Source organism: Leclercia adecarboxylata (genome assembly GCF_035787115.1).
In the GTDB taxonomy this organism is placed as follows: Bacteria; Pseudomonadota; Gammaproteobacteria; order Enterobacterales; family Enterobacteriaceae; genus Enterobacter; species Enterobacter adecarboxylatus_E.
This window is the reverse complement of the sequence record NZ_JALKTL010000008.1, coordinates 67702-85003: the sequence shown is the minus strand read 5'-3', so window position 1 is coordinate 85003 and position 17302 is coordinate 67702. Positions and strand designations below refer to the sequence as shown.

The following is a 17302-nucleotide window of genomic DNA, read 5'->3' as shown; positions in this document are numbered from 1 at the left end:
TATGAATGCACCCTTTTCCTATGCGTCTCCCACCGTAAGCATTGAGGCGTTAAAGCACTCCATTGCTTACAAGCTGATGTTCACCATCGGCAAAGATCCGGTCATCGCCAACAAACACGAATGGCTCAACGCCACGCTGTTTGCGGTGCGTGACCGGCTGGTTGAACGCTGGCTGCGCTCCAACCGCGCCCAGCTCTCACAGGAGACTCGCCAGGTTTATTATCTGTCAATGGAGTTTTTGATTGGCCGCACTCTTTCCAACGCGCTGTTGTCGCTGGGTATCTATGACGACGTTAAAACCGCGCTGGAAGAGATGGGGTTAGATTTAGAAGAGCTGATTGATGAAGAGAACGACCCCGGCTTAGGCAACGGCGGTCTGGGCCGTCTGGCAGCCTGCTTCCTCGATTCGCTGGCGACCCTCGCCCTGCCGGGACGCGGCTACGGCATCCGCTACGATTACGGCATGTTTAAACAGAATATTGTCGATGGCCGCCAGAAAGAGTCGCCGGATTACTGGCTGGAGTATGGCAACCCGTGGGAGTTCAAGCGCCATAACACCCGCTACAAAGTCCGCTTTGGTGGGCGTATTCAGCAGGAAGGTAAAAAGAGCCGCTGGGTCGAAACCGAAGAGATCCTGGCCGTGGCATACGATCAGATCGTTCCCGGCTACGATACCGACGCCACCAACACGCTGCGCCTGTGGAACGCCCAGGCCAGTAGCGAGATCAACCTCGGTAAGTTCAACCAGGGTGACTACTTCGCGGCGGTAGAAGACAAAAACCACTCCGAGAACGTCTCCCGTGTGCTCTATCCGGATGACTCCACCTACTCGGGGCGTGAGCTGCGTCTGCGTCAGGAGTACTTCCTGGTCTCCGCGACTATCCAGGATATCCTCAGCCGTCACTACCAGCTGCACAAAACCTACGCCAATTTGTCGGAAAAAACCGCGATTCACCTCAACGACACCCACCCGGTGCTGTCGATCCCGGAACTGATGCGCCTGCTGATTGATGAGCACAAGTTCAGCTGGGACGAGGCCTTCGAGGTCACCTGCCAGGTGTTCTCGTACACCAACCATACGTTGATGAGCGAAGCGCTGGAAACCTGGCCGGTGGATATGCTGGGCAAAATCCTGCCGCGCCATCTGCAGATCATCTTTGAGATTAACGACTTCTTCCTGAAAACCCTGCAGGAGCAGTATCCGCACGATACCGGTCTGCTGAGCCGTACCTCCATTATTGATGAATCCAATGGCCGCCGCGTGCGTATGGCGTGGCTGGCGGTGGTCATCAGCCACAAGGTCAACGGCGTGTCTGAGCTGCACTCCAACCTGATGGTGCAGTCGCTGTTTGCTGACTTTGCGAAAATCTTCCCGATGCGTTTCTGCAACGTCACCAACGGGGTGACGCCGCGCCGCTGGCTGGCGCTGGCCAACCAGCCGCTCTCCGAAGTGCTCGACGAGAACATTGGCCGCAACTGGCGCACCGATTTAAGCCAGCTGAGCGAGCTTGAACAGCATGCTGACTTCCCGACGGTGAATAAAGCAGTCCGTGACGCCAAGCTGTTGAACAAAAAACGGCTGGCGGTGTGGATGGCGCTGCATCTCAACGTGGTAGCCAACCCGAAAGCGCTGTTCGACGTGCAGATCAAACGTATTCACGAGTATAAGCGTCAGCTGATGAACGTGCTGCACGTGATCACCCGCTATAACCGCATCAAGGCCGAGCCGGATGCTGACTGGGTACCGCGCGTTAACATCTTTGCCGGGAAAGCGGCATCGGCCTACTACATGGCGAAGCACATTATTCATCTGATCAACGATGTGGCGAAAGTGATCAACAACGATCCGCAGATTGGTGACAAGCTGAAGGTCGTCTTTATCCCGAACTACAGCGTAAGTCTGGCGCAGCTGATCATTCCGGCCGCCGATCTCTCTGAGCAGATCTCTACCGCGGGTACCGAAGCGTCCGGCACCAGTAACATGAAATTTGCCCTCAACGGCGCGCTGACCATCGGCACGCTGGATGGCGCAAATGTCGAGATGCTGGAGCACGTGGGTGAAGAGAACATCTTTATCTTCGGCAACACCACGGAAGAGGTGGAGGCGCTGCGCGCTAAGGGCTACTCGCCGCGTGATTATTACGAGAAGGATGAAGAGCTGCGCCAGGTGCTGACCCAGATCGCCACCGGGGTCTTCAACCCGGACGAGCCTGGCCGCTATCGCGATCTGGTGGATTCGCTGATCAACTTCGGTGACCACTACCAGGTGCTGGCAGACTACCGCAGCTATGTGGATTGTCAGGACCGGGTCGATGAGCTGTATCGTAAACCGGAAGAGTGGACCACCAAAGCGATGCACAACATCGCCAACATGGGCTACTTCTCGTCGGATCGCACCATCCAGGAGTATGCCGAGACCATCTGGCACATTAAGCCGGTGCGGTTATAAAAGCAAAAAGGCAACGACAGTTGCCTTTTTTTAGTGTTTGCTCCCTCTCCCTGTGGGAGAGGGCCGGGGTGAGGGCATCAGGCCGCACCAGAAAAAAAAAAAAACGCCGGGTGGCGGGCTTCGCCTTACCCGGCCTACCTGTCGGCTTTTCTCACGATGCTAACGACAGCTCATGCTTTCCCGTACGCTCCGCCAGCCACTGCGCCACGCGCGACTGCTGTTCCGCGTTCAGCCACATCCCCTCTTTGGTGCGACGCCAGAGCGCATCATCCGCGCGGCGTACCCACTCGTGGTCGACTAAATAACGCAGTTCCGCCTCGTAGAACTCATGGCCAAAATCTTCGCCCAGGCCAGTGAGATCCTTCGCCTCATTCAGGATTAGCTCGCTGTTGCTGCCGTAGGTACGGGCAAAGTGGCGGGCCAGAGATTCGCTGATGAACGGATAGCGACGGCGCAGTTTCGCCGCGTAGTCATCGCGGTTGCCGCCGATATCGCCGCCAGGCAGTACCGCGCCCTTGGTCCATGCCGGGCCGATCCCCTGATAATACGGGGCCAGTTTTTCCATCGCGTGCTCCGCCAGCTTACGGTAGGTGGTGAGCTTACCGCCAAACACCGACAGCAGCGGCGCTTTACCCTGGTCATCATGAATATCGAGGGTGTAATCGCGGGTGATCGCCTGCGGTGAATCAGACTCGTCATCGCACAGCGGACGCACGCCGGAATAGCTCCAGACCACATCTTCGCGCGCCAGCGTTTTCTTGAAGTGCGCGTTATAAACCTTCAGCAGATAGCTGATTTCGCTCTCGTCGATCCCCACCTGCTTCGGATCGCCTTTGTACTCCACGTCGGTGGTACCGATGATGGAAAACTCATCCATCCACGGGATCACAAACACGATACGTTTATCTTCGTTTTGCAGAATATAAGCCTGCTTCTGGGTATGCACCCGCGGCACCACGATATGGCTGCCTTTGATCAGGCGGATGCCATACGGCGACGGCAGCTGCATTCCGTGGTCAAAGAAGTGTTTCACCCACGGCCCGGTGGCGTTGACCAGCCCGCGTGCCTGCCAGCTGAAGCGCTCGCCGGTATCGATATCTTCTGCTTCAACGATCCACAGCCCATTTTCCCGGCGCGCCGAGACCGCGCGGGTGCGGGTTTTGACCTCGCCGCCTTTGCGTTCAACCATTTGCGCATTGGCGAGCACCAGGCGGGCATCGTCCACCCAGCAGTCGGAATATTCGAATCCGCGCACGATTTCAGGCTGCAAAACGGAGTCTGCGCCAAAACGCACACCCGCAGAGGCTGGCAGGCTGGTGCGTTTTCCCAGGTGATCGTACATAAAAAGACCAATGCGGATCATCCATGCCGGGCGCAGATGCGGACGGTGCGGCAGTCGAAAACGCATCGGCGTGGCAATATGTGGGGCCATTTTCAGCAGTACTTCACGTTCCGCCAGCGCTTCGCTCACCAGGCGGAACTCGTAGTGTTCCAGGTAACGCAGGCCACCGTGGATCAGTTTGGAGCTGGCGGAGGAGGTGGCGCAGGCGAGATCCTGGGCTTCCAGCATCAGGACAGATAATCCGCGCCCGGCAGCATCAGCCGCAATGCCCGCACCGTTGATACCGCCACCTATTACAATCAGATCTTTGGTTTCCATTGTATCCTCACGCGCTTTCGTTAAAGCTCATAAATGTTCGATATCGCTCATATTAGCAAAGGAAACGGATTTTAGTAACATCAAAAAAACATTTTTGAGTGATAGAGCTAACATAATGGCGTTTACCCGCCGCCACGACGTACACTACGCGTTATATTTTTCCCCTCACCCTAACCCTCTCCCCAGAGGGGCGAGGGGATGGTTTGCTCCCTCTCCTTGAGGGAGAGGGCCGGGGTGAGGGGGAGATGAATTCGCACTCGATGAAAGAGAACACCATGGAACAATTTGAATGTATTAACGTAGAAGAAGCCCATCAGAAGATGCATCAGGGCACGGCGGTACTGGTGGATATTCGCGATCCGCAAAGTTTTGCCCTGGGCCACACGCCGGGCGCCTTTCACCTGACCAATGCCTCACTCGGCGAGTTTATGCGTGACCACGATTTTGACACCCCGGTGATGGTGATGTGCTATCACGGCAACAGCAGCAAGGGGGCGGCGCAGTATCTGCTGCAGCAGGGTTATGACGCGGTCTACAGCGTGGACGGCGGCTTTGATGCCTGGCACCGTCATTTCCCGGCAGAAGTCGAGCACGCGGACATTTAAGGTATATACTGTTCCCTTTTGTGTGGAATAAGCGACTGCCGCCGATGCTACTGATTACCTCTTTTAACAACCCGCGCGTCGCCCAGGCGTTTGTCGATTACATGGCGACGCAGGGTGTCATCCTGACCATTCAACAACATACGCAAACCGACGTCTGGCTGGCGGATGAGAGCCAGGCTGCCCGGGTTGAGGCGGAACTGGCCCGTTTTCTGGAAAACCCCGGCGATGCGCGCTATCTGGCGGCGAGCTGGCAATCCGGCCATACCGGTAGCGGCCTGCGCTATCAGCGCTTTCCTTTCCTTGCCACCCTGCGCGAGCGCGCGGGCCCGTTCACCCTGGTGTTAATGGCGGCCTGTATTCTGGTCTTCATTATGATGAGCGTGGTGGGCGATCAGCAGATGATGCTGCTACTGGCCTGGCCCTATGATGCCTCGCTGGAGTTCGAATTCTGGCGCTACTTCACCCACGCGCTGATGCACTTCTCGTTCCTGCATATTCTCTTTAACCTGCTGTGGTGGTGGTATCTCGGCGGGGCGGTGGAGAAACGGCTCGGCAGCGGCAAGCTCATTGTGCTCACCCTTATCAGCGCGCTGCTCAGCGGCTTTATCCAGCACAGGTTCGGCGGCCCGTGGTTTGGCGGACTTTCTGGCGTGGTTTACGCGCTGATGGGCTATGTCTGGCTGCGCGGCGAGCGCGATCCAGAGAGCGGTATCTACCTGCAGCGCGGGTTGATGACCTTTGCCTTAATCTGGATTATTGCCGGATGGTTTGATCTGTTTGGAATGGCGATTGCTAACGGCGCACACGTGGCCGGTCTGGCGGTCGGGCTGGCGATGGCGTTTGCCGATACGCTACATGCGCGAAAACGAACATAATTCTGGCAGGGAACTCCGATGAAACAAACACAACGTCATGACGCCATTATTGACCTGGTAAAAAAACAGGGATACGTCAGCACCGAAGAGCTGGTGGAGCAGTTTGCCGTCAGCCCGCAGACCATCCGCCGCGACCTTAACGACCTGGCCGATCAGAACCGCATCCTCCGCCACCACGGTGGTGCGGCGCTACCGTCCAGTTCGGTCAACACCTCCTGGCACGATCGTAAGGCGACGCAGACCTCCGAGAAAGAGCGTATCGCCCATAAAGTCGCCAGCCAGATCCCTAACGGCGCGACGCTGTTTATCGACATCGGCACCACGCCGGAAGCGGTAGCCCATGCCCTGCTCGGCCATGAAAACCTGCGTATCGTCACCAACAACCTTAACGTGGCCACCACGCTGATGCAGAAAGAGGACTTTCGTATCATCCTGGCGGGCGGCGAATTGCGCAGCCGCGACGGCGGCATTATTGGCGAGGCGACCCTCGACTTTATCTCTCAGTTCCGCCTCGACTTTGGCATTCTCGGCATCAGCGGCATCGACACGGACGGCTCGCTGCTGGAGTTTGACTACCACGAAGTGCGCACCAAACGGGCGATCATAGAAAACTCGCGCCACGTCATGCTGGTGGTGGATCACTCCAAGTTTGGCCGTAACGCGATGGTGAATATGGGCAGCATCAGCATGGTGGATGCGGTTTATACCGATGTGATGCCGCCGGAAGGGGTGTTGAAAGTGATTCGGGATAACAAGTTACAGTTAGAGCTGTGCTGAGATGATTTTCTCCCTCTCCCCTTGGGAGAGGGCCGGGGTGAGGGCATCAGGCCAAGGTAAAAGCAAAACGGCAACCCAGTTGCCGTTTTTAGTGTTTGCACCCTCTCCCTGTGGGAGAGGGTCGGGGTGAGGGCATCAAACCGCAGAGGACCTAAACCCCATACCCCATCATCTTCAACAGCTGCTGCGCATGCAGCACCGCGTCCTGACGATGGGCCACCCCCAGCTTCTGATACAGATTACGAATGTGCGTTTTGATGGTGGTGGCCGCCACGGCCAGCTCACCGGCAATCTGCTCGTTGCTGTAGCCCGAATAAATCAGCCCCAGCACCTGCCATTCACGCTGGGTCAGCGGGCTGGTGCGGATCAGCTCCGGCACTTCCGGGTGAGTCAGCAGACGCTCCACGAAGGTTTCGTCAAAGTGGGCGAACTTGTGGCGATGATGCTGGTTAATCTCCCGCAGGATGCGCTGGGCGCGATGTTGATCCAGCTCCGGCAGGGTGTTCAGCTGAATCAGCTGGCGCAGCTGCTGCGCCATGGTCTCGCCTTCAATCACAAAGTGGCTGATAAAGCCGGTGCGGTTAGCCAGTTGCAGCGCTTCCAGCAGCACGCGCTGGGCGTCATTCTTACGCCCGGCCTGCCAGTAAAGCTGGTTTTGCAGCAGCAGGTTACGGTTAAGATCGCTCATCAGACGCAGGCTGCGGGCGTTCTCGTTCAGCTCTTCCAGCACCATCTCCGCCGGTTCGAACTCGCCTAACAGGATCTGCGCCCGGGCAATGTTGCGCCACTGGCTCTGCAGGAAGTGGTTATTGGCGAACGCCGGCTTCGGCGTCTGGCGCAGCCAGTTGGCCGCCGACTTCTTGTCGCCGGTCATCTGCCAGTAGATCACCCGCACCTTATCGGCGTTGGATACCCAGTCGCTGTGATACTGGCCGTTGCCGAGCAGGTTTTCCAGACGGTTGAGGTGATTACGGGCGTTATCCAGATCGCCGCGCGCCAGCGAGCACTGCACCAGCAGGCCCAGACACTGTAGCTGCTGCTGCGGCTGGTAGGTGGAGAGCACATCCACCCCCAGACGGGCGGTGCTTTCGGCTTCGTCCAGACGTGCCCATGCCCACAGCAGCTGGGCGCGAATGCGCAGCAGGAACTCGTGCATCGGCAGTTGTTCCAGATGCTGATCGCGGATCAGATTGAACGCTTTTTCCTGCGTCTCCCAGGCGGCCTGCAGGAAGCCCTGGGCAAATAAAATTTCGCTCTGCTGGATCATGCTCCACAGTGCGTAGTGCCAGACGTCGTGGCGACGGGCCATCTGTTCCGTCTGCTGCATCAGCGACAGGGAGCGGGTGAGATCGCCCTTACAGTGCAGCACCTCGCCATGGACGGAGGTGGCAACGATACGGCTGTAGAAGTTTGCCAGAGGAAGCTCTTCGAGGGCGACCATCGCCAGGCGCTCGGCCTCTTCCTGATCGCCATCATTAATAGCCACCTGTGCACGCAGGGCGTTAAATTCGCCGTGCAGGGCGGCGTCCATCTCGCCTTTCATCTCCTGCTCGGCGCGGGCCAGCAGGGTGTTCACTTCGCTGTAGCGATGCTGGCTTTGCATCAGCCAGGCCTGAAGCAGCACCAGACGCGGGTTTTCCAGCAGGCTTTCCCACGGCAGGGCGCGCAGCGACTCTTCCAGCAGGGCCAGCTCGCTGTGGTTGAACAGGCTCCAGGCGTGGTTGAGCAGGATATCGCGCAGCATACGGGCATCGCCCGCCGCCAGCGCGTGGTGAATGGCCTCGCTCGGGAATCCCTGCGCCATCCAGCTCTCGGCAGCGGCGCGGTGGATTTCCGGCAGTTCGGTCGCCAGCTCCCACTGACAACGCTGGCGCAGGAAGCTGCCAAACAGCGGGTGGTAGCTGAACCATTCGCCGGAGTCGTCCATGCGTTGCAGGAATAATCCCTGACGTTCAATCTCTTCCAGACGCATCTGGCCGTTGTCTTCGCCCGTCACGCGCACAATCAGCGCATCGTTCATCGAGCGCAGCAGCGAGCTTTTCAACAGGAACTGCCGGGTGGATGAATCGACGCTGTCGAGCACTTCATCCACCAGGTAGTCGGAGAGGTGGCTGGCATTGATCCCCGACAGACGACGAGCGGATTGCTGCGTCGAGCTGTTGTTATTGCGCGCGGAGAGGGCAATCAGCTGCAGGGCGGTAGCCCAGCCTGCCACGTCGTCGCACAGGCGGCTGCTCTCTGCCACCTCGATAGGGGATTTCAGGCGGCAGTCAAAGAACTGTTTCGCTTCCTGATGGGTAAAGGAGAGTTGCTGGCTGCCCACTTCCAGCAGCTGATCGCGCACGCGCAGGTTGGCAATGCCCAGCTGCGGCAGGTTGCGCGACAGGATCACCAGGGTCAGGTTTTCCGGCTGATGGCGCAGGAAAAAGCGCATCGACTCGTGGATCACCGGATTGGTAATCAGATGATAATCGTCAATGACCAGGTAGAGCGGGCGATGCCATTCGGCCAGCTCGATAAACAGCTGGGAAAACAGCGAAGAGAGGCTGGCGTACTGCCGTTTCTGGACCATGCTTTCGCTGGTCACACAGTGCCCGTTGGTCGCCTGTTGAATGGCGGCGATCAGGTAACTGGCGAAACGCTCCTGCTGGTTATCGCCCTCATCAAGGGAGTACCAGCCCAGATCGGTTTTGCCGGATGCCCACTGCGAAATAAGCGTTGTTTTGCCGTACCCGGCAGGACTCGTTACCAGCGCCAGTCGGAAATTGTTCGCGCCGGAAAGTTTCGCCAGCAAGCGTTCGCGGACCACAGTATGGTCAAGACGAACCGGGCGACTTAATTTGGACGGAATCAACATAGTTTTCACTTCACTGTGTGGAAATCGAGATTTTTGATTTTTTTTGCGCTTCGTAATTAATCCTTATAAAGTCGGTCAGAAACTTCTTTATTGCAAGTTATGTCGGGGTTTTATGTCCCTTAATTTGCACTTGGTCACAAAAATATATGCTGGGGTGCGGGAACTTTTCCGATGAGCCTCTAAAGCGCATGGATACTGGTTTGGCGCGTATCCGGAAGGTTAAGCATAAAAAGGAATATAGAATCGTAAAGGCAGTGAAAAGTTAATAAAGTCTCGGGAAGGTTAACTATGTAAAATAACCTTCTGAGAGACAGTAAAATCCGACAGATATTATTTCAGGTAAGTAATTATTACTGCGCTCATATATTTCGGCTAAAAACCTGTTTCATTTTTTGACACTCTTCCCGGCAATCTCCTCTTCAATGCTCCACACTCAGGCTGCAGAAAGTGGCCACGATCACACTTTATCGCTCATCCCCGCTACTCCTCCCCGCCTAATCCCCCGCAGGAGGAGGAAGAGCAATAAGGAGCCAGGCACACTAGCACCAACGTGTTAATTTCTTTCTACAGGATGCAGATTCCCTATGTCACAGCCGACTTTCAACAAAGCTCAATTCCAGGCTGCCCTGACGCGTCAGTGGCAGCGTTTTGGTTTACATGCCGCTGAAGAGATGACCTCCCGCCAGTGGTGGCAGGCCGTCAGCGGAGCGCTCGCAGAACTGCTGAGCGCCCAACCCGCAGTGAAACCGGTGGAAGGTCAGCGCCACGTCAACTACATCTCCATGGAGTTTCTGATTGGCCGTCTGACCGGTAACAATCTGTTGAACCTCGGCTGGTATCAGGACGTGAGCGATGTGCTGAACGCGCACAACATTAACCTGACCGACCTGCTGGAGGAGGAGATCGATCCGGCGCTCGGCAACGGCGGTCTGGGTCGTCTGGCAGCCTGCTTCCTCGACTCCATGGCGACGGTGGGCCAGTCGGCCACCGGCTATGGTCTGAACTATCAGTACGGTCTGTTCCGTCAGTCCTTCGCCGATGGCCAGCAGATGGAAGCCCCGGATGACTGGCATCGCGGCAGTTACCCGTGGTTCCGCCACAACGAAGCGCTGGATGTGCAGGTAGGCATTGGCGGTAAAGTGACGAAAGCGGGCCAGTGGGAGCCGGGCTTCACCATCACCGGCCAGGCCTGGGATCTGCCGGTGCTGGGCTACCGTAACGGGGTGGCGCAGCCGCTGCGCCTGTGGCAGGCGACCCACGCCCATCCGTTTAACCTGACCAAATTCAACGACGGCGATTTCCTGCGTGCTGAGCAGCAGGGCATCGACGCCGACAAGCTGACCAAAGTTCTCTACCCGAACGACAACCATCTGGCGGGCAAAAAGCTGCGCCTGATGCAGCAGTACTTCCAGTGCGCCTGCTCCGTGGCCGATATCCTGCGTCGCCATCACCTGGCGGGCCGCAAACTGGCGGAGCTGGCGGATTATGAAGTGATCCAGCTGAACGACACCCACCCGACCATCGCCATTCCGGAGCTGCTGCGCGTGCTGATCGACGAGCACCAGCTGAGCTGGGACGATGCCTGGGCCATCACCAGCAAAACCTTCGCCTACACCAACCACACCCTGATGCCAGAGGCGCTGGAGTGCTGGGACGAGAAGCTGATTAAAACCCTGCTGCCGCGCCATATGCAGCTGATCAACGAGATCAACAACCGCTTCAAAAAGCGGGTCGATAAAACCTGGCCGGGCGATAAAGCCGTATGGGCGAAGCTGGCGGTGGTGTTCGACAAGCAGGTTCGCATGGCCAACCTGTGCGTGGTCAGCGGCTTTGCGGTGAACGGCGTGGCCGCGCTGCACTCCGACCTGGTGGTGAAAGATCTGTTCCCGGAATATCACCAGCTGTGGCCGAACAAGTTCCATAACGTCACCAACGGCATTACGCCGCGTCGCTGGATCAAACAGTGCAACCCAAAACTGGCCGCGCTGCTGGACTCCTCGCTGGACAAAGAGTGGGCCAACGATCTCGACCAGCTGATCAACCTGGAAAAATATGCCGACGACGCGGCATTCCGCGAGACCTACCGCACCATCAAGCGGGACAACAAAGTGCGGCTGGCGGCGTTCGTCAAAACCCGCACCGGCATTGAGATTAACCCGAACGCGATTTTTGATATCCAGATCAAACGTCTGCACGAGTACAAACGTCAGCACCTGAACCTGCTGCACATTCTGGCGCTTTACAAAGAGATCCGCGAGAACCCGCAGGCCGACCGCGTGCCGCGCGTGTTCCTGTTTGGCGCGAAAGCGGCACCGGGCTATTACCTGGCGAAAAACATTATCTTCGCCATCAACAAAGTGGCCGACGCGGTGAACAACGATCCGAAAGTGGGCGACAAGCTGAAGGTGGTCTTCCTGCCGGATTACTGCGTCTCTGCGGCTGAGCTGCTGATCCCGGCGGCGGATGTCTCTGAGCAGATCTCCACTGCCGGTAAAGAGGCCTCCGGTACCGGCAACATGAAGCTGGCGCTGAATGGCGCGCTGACGGTAGGTACCCTGGACGGGGCGAACGTTGAGATCGCCGAGCAGGTGGGCGACGAGAACATCTTTATCTTCGGCCATACTGTGGAAGAGGTGAAGGCCATCAAAGCCAAAGGTTACGACCCGGTGAAATGGCGTAAGAAAGACAAACTGCTGGATGCGGTGCTGAAAGAGCTGGAAAGCGGCAAATACAGCAACGGTGACAAGCATGCGTTTGACCAGATGCTGCACAGCATCGGCAAAGAGGGCGGCGACCCTTACCTGCTGATGGCGGACTTTGCCGGCTATGTTGAGGCGCAGAAACAGGTTGATGTCCTGTACCGTGACCAGGAAGCCTGGACCCGGGCATGCATTCTGAATACCGCGCGCTGCGGCATGTTCAGCTCTGACCGTTCAATCCGCGACTACCAGAGCCGTATCTGGCAGGCAAAACGCTAAGGAAGCGCGATGGAAAGTAAACGTCTCGATAATGCCGCGCTGGCGGCGGGGATCAGCCCCAGCTATATCAATGCTCATGGTAAACCGCAGTCTATTGGTGCTGAAACCAAGAGGCGTTTGCTGGATGCCATGCATAAAGCCAAACCCGTCGCGAAAGCGGCGGTCACCGCCGTCCCGAACGTAATGGTCTATACCGCCGGTAAAAAGATGCCGCTGATGATCGAAGGCAGCGGGGACTTTAGCTGGCTGCTGACCACCGAAGAGGGGCATCAGCACAAGGGCCACGCCACGGGCGGCAAAAATCTCAACCTTCCGGCAAAACTGCCGGAGGGCTACCACACGCTGACGCTCACCCAGAACAGCAAGCGCTGGCACTGCCGGCTGATTGTGGCGCCAAAACGCTGTTACGAGCCGCAGGCGCTTAGAGAGGGCAAAAAGCTGTGGGGCGCCTGCGTGCAGCTCTACACGCTGCGCTCTGACCATAACTGGGGGATCGGCGATTTCGGCGATCTGAAAAAGATGCTGGCGGATGTCGGTAAACGCGGCGGCGCGTTTATCGGCCTCAACCCGATCCATGCGCTCTATCCGGCCAACCCGGAGAGCGCCAGCCCGTACAGCCCGTCGTCCCGTCGCTGGCTGAACGTGATCTATATCGACGTGAATGCCGTTGAGGATTTCCGTAACAACGACGAGGCGCAGGCGTGGTGGGGGATGGAGACTACCCGTGAGGCGCTGCAACGCGCCCGCGATGCCCAGTGGGTTGACTACGCCACCGTCACCGCGCTGAAAATGGCCGCCCTGCGCATGGCGTGGAAAGGCTTTGCCCAGCGTGATGACGACCAGATGGCAGCATTCCGTGATTTTGTTGCCCGGGAGGGTGAAAGCCTCTACTGGCAGGCGGCATTCGACGCGCTACACGCATATCAGGTGAAAGAGGATGAAATGCGCTGGGGCTGGCCGGTCTGGCCTGAGCAGTATCAGTCTGTCGATTCCCCCGCGGTGAAGGCGTTTTGCGACGAGCACGCCGATGAGGTCGATTTTTATCTCTGGCTGCAGTGGCTGGCTTACAGCCAGTTTGCGGCCTGCTGGCAGGAGAGCCAGGGTTACGACATGCCGATTGGCCTCTACCGTGACCTGGCGGTAGGCGTGGCCGAGGGCGGGGCAGAGACCTGGTGCGACCGCGAGCTTTACTGCCTGAAAGCCTCTGTGGGCGCACCACCGGATATTCTTGGCCCGCTGGGTCAGAACTGGGGCCTGCCGCCGATGGATCCGCACGTGATTGCGGCTCGCGCCTATGAGCCGTTTATCGAGCTGCTGCGCGCCAACATGCAGAACTGCGGCGCCCTGCGTATCGACCACGTGATGTCAGTGCTGCGTCTGTGGTGGATCCCTTACGGCGAAACCGCCGACCACGGGGCCTACGTGCATTATCCGGTGGACGATCTGCTCTCTATCCTTGCGCTGGAGAGCAAACGCCATAACTGCATGGTGATCGGCGAAGATCTCGGCACCGTGCCGGTTGAAATTGTCAGCAAGCTGCGTGACAGCGGCGTTTACTCCTACAAGGTGCTCTATTTTGAAAACGACCTTGAAAAGAACTTCCGCGCGCCGGAGGCGTACCCTGAACAATCAATGGCAGTCGCGACGACGCATGACCTTCCTACGCTTCGGGGTTGGTGGGACAGCGGCGACCTTACCCTGGGCAAGACGCTGGGTCTCTACCCCGACGAAGTGATGCTGCGCGGGCTGTATCAGGATCGTGAGCTGTCGAAGCAGGGGCTGCTGGATGCGCTGCACGCGCACGGTTGCCTGCCAAAACGCACCGGGCATAAGGCATCGTTGATGTCGATGACCGCCACGCTGAACCGCGGTTTGCAGCGCTACATCGCCGACAGCAACAGCGCCCTGTTAGGACTGCAGCCGGAAGACTGGCTGGATATGCCGGAGCCGGTCAACATCCCGGGTACCAGCTATCAGTACAAGAACTGGCGGCGTAAGCTCTCCACCTCGCTTGAGAAGATGTTTGCCGATGACGGGGTGAACAGGCTGATTAAGGATCTGGATAAGCGGCGAAAAGCGGCTGCGAAGAAGTGACAAAAAACCCGCCGAAAGGCGGGTTTTTGTTGTATGACCGGCAATGTCACATCAGACAACCATACCCAGCAGCAGACACCCAATCAGGCCGCAGACGGAGATGATGGTTTCCAGCATGGACCAGGACTTGATGGTCTCACCGATGGTCAGGTTGAAGTACTCCTTGAACAGCCAGAAGCCCGGATCGTTGACGTGAGAGAAAATCACGCTACCGGAACCCACCGCGATAACCATCAGCTCAGGGCTGACGCCGGTGGTCGCAATCAGTGGCGCAACGATACCGCCCGCTGTGATGGCTGCCACGGTGGCAGAACCCAGCGCGATACGCAGGACCGCCGCGATAGACCACGCCATCAGGATCGGGGAGATGTTGGTTTCATGCATCATAGAGGCGATGTACTTGTCCACGCCGCTATCAACCAGAACCTGTTTAAAGGCACCGCCACCACCGATGATCAGCAGCATCATCGCGATGATTTTGATCGAAGAGCTCAGGGTATCGTTAATCTGATCCATGGAGCGGCCACGGTTCAGACCGAAGGTGAACAGCGCAATCAGGACTGCAATCAGGGTTGCCATGACCGGGTCGCCGAGGAACTCAGCAACGCCGAGCACCGGGTGGCCTTTTGGCAGGATCATTTCGCAGACCGCACGCATCGCCATCAGCACGACCGGGACCAGAGAAGTCCAGACGCTGACCGCAAAGCTTGGCATCTCTGCTTCAGTAAAGGTTTTGGCGCTGTACAGACCTTCCGGGATAGGCTTGTCGATGCCTTTCAGGCAGCGGGCAAATACCGGGCCGGCCAGAATCACGGTCGGGATGGCAAGGATAGTACCGAACAGCAGGGTTTTACCCATATCCGCATGGAAGATGGTAGCGATGGCGGTAGGACCCGGGTGCGGCGGCAGGAAGCCGTGGGTCACGGACAGCGCAGCGGCCATCGGCACACCGACGTACAGCAGCGGGATACTGGCAGAGGCCGCGATGGTGAACACCAGCGGCAGCATCAGCACGAAGCCCACTTCGTAGAACAGGGCAAAACCAACGGTAAAGCCGGTTAATACCACCGCCCACTGAATATTGTTTTTGCCGAATTTGGCAATCAATGTGGTCGCGATGCGCTGGGCGCCGCCGCAGTCAGCCAGCATTTTACCGAGCATGGCGCCGAAGCCCATGATCAGCGCCAGGCTACCGAGCGTACCGCCCACCCCGGCTTTAATGGAGCTGATAACTTTTACCAGCGGCATACCCTGCATCAGGCCGACAGCAAGTGCCACCAGAACAAGGGCGATAAAACCGTTCATTTTGAAACGGATCATCAGGAGCAGTAACAGGATTACACCGATAGCGACGATGACTAATGGCATGATTATCTGGCCTTAAGAATTGTTATGGGTAACGTCATTTTTTAACGACATATTAATGTTGCCCCAACCGGGAACAGCGCACTTATGGCACACAGACTGGCTGCCTTCTAAAACTTTAGTTTAGTCGGTCAGCGTAAAGCTGTTTTAGTGCCCGCAGGAATGATACGGGTAACATGTGTGGCTTGAGAATGACCCAGGTGGTCAAAATGTGAATTCTGAGACGCAGGTCATGTTATGAGATGGTAACAGCGAGGGGATATCAGCTTTGCAGGAAATGAAGGCCCGGTAAACATAGCGCTACCGGGCAGGCAGACGGGCAATCAGTAGTAAGAGTGTTCGCCGCGCTGGTGTTCGGTGAGATCGCGTACGCCTTTCAGCTCAGGGAACTCGTTCAGCAACTGCTTCTCGATCCCCTCTTTCAGCGTGACGTCGACCATTGAACAGCCGTTACAGCCGCCACCAAACTGCAGAATGGCCAGACCATCTTCGGTGATCTCCATCAGGGAGACGCGACCACCGTGGCCAGCCAGCTGCGGGTTGATCTGTGACTGCAGCAGGTACTCAACGCGTTCCATCAGCGGGGCGTCATCGGTCACTTTACGCATTTTGGCGTTTGGCGCTTTCAGCGTTAACTGCGAGCCCAGCTGGTCGGTCACAAAATCAATTTCCGCATCTTCCAGATACGGGGCGCTCAGCTCATCGACATAGGCAGTGAGCTGCTCAAATTTCAGGGCGGTGTCAGTTGCTTCCACAGCATCCGGTGGGCAATAAGAGACGCCGCATTCTGCATTCGGGGTGCCTGGGTTGATCACGAAAACGCGGATCTGGGTCCCTTCTTCCTGATTTGCCAGCAGTTTGGCAAAGTGCGCTTGTGCAGCATCGGAAATACGGATCATAGCATTGGCCTAATAGTTGACTAAATTACCTGGGTATAATACGCCCAACCAGAGGGCGCTACAAGGTTCGACACAGACACCATACCTGAACCGACGCCGCGCCGCTTCGCAAAAGCAGGCGGGAGAGCTCCGCGACGGTAGCGCCTGTTGTCACGACATCATCCACCAGAGCGATATGGCGTCCCGCCACCGGTAATTCAAGCACAAAAGCGTGCTGCAGGTTGCGTTTACGCAATCTCGCGCTGAGCCGATGCTGGGCCGGGGTGGCGCGTATGCGGCGAAGGGCGTCGGGAACATAGCGGCAGTTCAGCCAGCGGGCCAGCGGGCGACAAAGCAGGTCGCTCTGGTTAAACCCGCGTCGCCAGTGGCGGCGGGACCATAACGGCACGCAAACCATTATGTCGACGCGCGGTAATCTCCGGCTGCGCCTGGCACGCAGCAGCGCCAGCAGTAACAGCCTCGCCAATGGCTGAGCCAGCTGGCTGCGGCGGGAAAATTTTAGCTGATGTACGAGCGAGCTTACCGGTGGCGTATAGCCGCATACCGCCACCAGCGCCTGCCAGGGCGGGGGATTACGCAGGCAGCGTCCACAAGGCAGGTGAGGGTGGAGGGCCGGCAATCCGCACTGCGGACAACAGCACGCCCGCGGCGCAATCCCCTTTTCGCACACGGAACAGATTCCCCAATGACCGAGCGTCAGCGGCATCCGGCATAGCCAGCACAAGCCGGGCACTGTTAGCATA

11 protein-coding genes are annotated in these 17302 nt (G+C 57.7%); 6 read left to right on the top strand and 5 right to left on the bottom strand.

Annotated features, from left to right (window positions below; all coding sequences use genetic code 11):
- The first annotated feature begins 1 nt into the window (after position 1).
- On the top strand, positions 2-2449 hold the full coding sequence (glgP, locus tag MXM41_RS20405) for a glycogen phosphorylase (RefSeq protein WP_325934015.1): 2448 nt from the start codon (positions 2-4) through the stop codon (positions 2447-2449).
- 151 nt (positions 2450-2600) lie between these two features.
- On the opposite strand, the gene glpD is transcribed toward glgP, so the two are convergent.
- On the bottom strand, positions 2601-4109 hold the full coding sequence (gene glpD / locus MXM41_RS20400; protein ID WP_325934014.1) for a glycerol-3-phosphate dehydrogenase: 1509 nt from the start codon (positions 4107-4109) through the stop codon (positions 2601-2603).
- A gap of 275 nt (positions 4110-4384) precedes the next feature.
- Between glpD and glpE the strand changes: the two genes are divergently transcribed.
- Genes glpE through MXM41_RS20385 form a run of 3 tightly spaced genes read left to right on the top strand, consistent with a single transcriptional unit; the run spans position 4385 to position 6366 of the window.
- On the top strand, positions 4385-4714 hold the full coding sequence (glpE, locus tag MXM41_RS20395; protein WP_325934013.1) for a thiosulfate sulfurtransferase GlpE: 330 nt from the start codon (positions 4385-4387) through the stop codon (positions 4712-4714).
- A 44-nt stretch (positions 4715-4758) separates the two neighbouring features.
- On the top strand, positions 4759-5589 hold the full coding sequence (gene glpG / locus MXM41_RS20390; RefSeq protein WP_325934012.1) for a rhomboid family intramembrane serine protease GlpG: 831 nt from the start codon (positions 4759-4761) through the stop codon (positions 5587-5589).
- An 18-nt stretch (positions 5590-5607) separates the two neighbouring features.
- Positions 5608-6366: a DeoR/GlpR family transcriptional regulator gene (locus tag MXM41_RS20385; protein WP_325934010.1), complete on the top strand. Its 759-nt coding sequence runs from the start codon at positions 5608-5610 to the stop codon at positions 6364-6366.
- Between the two features lie 151 nt (positions 6367-6517).
- Here MXM41_RS20385 and malT read toward each other — a convergent pair whose 3' ends face one another.
- The gene (gene malT, locus MXM41_RS20380) at positions 6518-9223 is read right to left on the bottom strand and encodes an HTH-type transcriptional regulator MalT (protein ID WP_325934009.1); all 2706 of its coding nucleotides are present in this window, start codon (positions 9221-9223) and stop codon (positions 6518-6520) included.
- A 584-nt stretch (positions 9224-9807) separates the two neighbouring features.
- On the opposite strand from malT, the gene malP reads away from it, so the two are divergent.
- Both malP and malQ read left to right on the top strand, forming a co-directional pair.
- Positions 9808-12201 carry a maltodextrin phosphorylase gene (gene malP, locus MXM41_RS20375; RefSeq protein WP_325934008.1) on the top strand — a complete coding sequence of 798 codons (2394 nt, stop codon included), beginning with the start codon at positions 9808-9810 and terminating at the stop codon, positions 12199-12201.
- A 9-nt stretch (positions 12202-12210) separates the two neighbouring features.
- Positions 12211-14295 (top strand): 4-alpha-glucanotransferase, encoded by a 2085-nt coding sequence (gene malQ, locus MXM41_RS20370; RefSeq protein ID WP_325934007.1) that lies wholly within the window; start codon positions 12211-12213, stop codon positions 14293-14295.
- A gap of 51 nt (positions 14296-14346) precedes the next feature.
- Here malQ and gntT read toward each other — a convergent pair whose 3' ends face one another.
- From gntT to gntX, 3 genes are all read right to left on the bottom strand, one after another.
- Positions 14347-15663, bottom strand: coding sequence for a gluconate transporter (gene gntT / locus MXM41_RS20365; protein ID WP_039031501.1), 1317 nt, complete (start codon positions 15661-15663; stop codon positions 14347-14349).
- Positions 15664-15983: 320 nt separating this feature from the next.
- Positions 15984-16559, bottom strand: coding sequence for a Fe-S biogenesis protein NfuA (gene nfuA, locus MXM41_RS20360; protein WP_032614840.1), 576 nt, complete (start codon positions 16557-16559; stop codon positions 15984-15986).
- A gap of 58 nt (positions 16560-16617) precedes the next feature.
- The gene (gene gntX, locus MXM41_RS20355; RefSeq protein WP_325934003.1) at positions 16618-17301 is read right to left on the bottom strand and encodes a DNA utilization protein GntX; all 684 of its coding nucleotides are present in this window, start codon (positions 17299-17301) and stop codon (positions 16618-16620) included.
- Position 17302 lies beyond the last annotated feature (1 nt).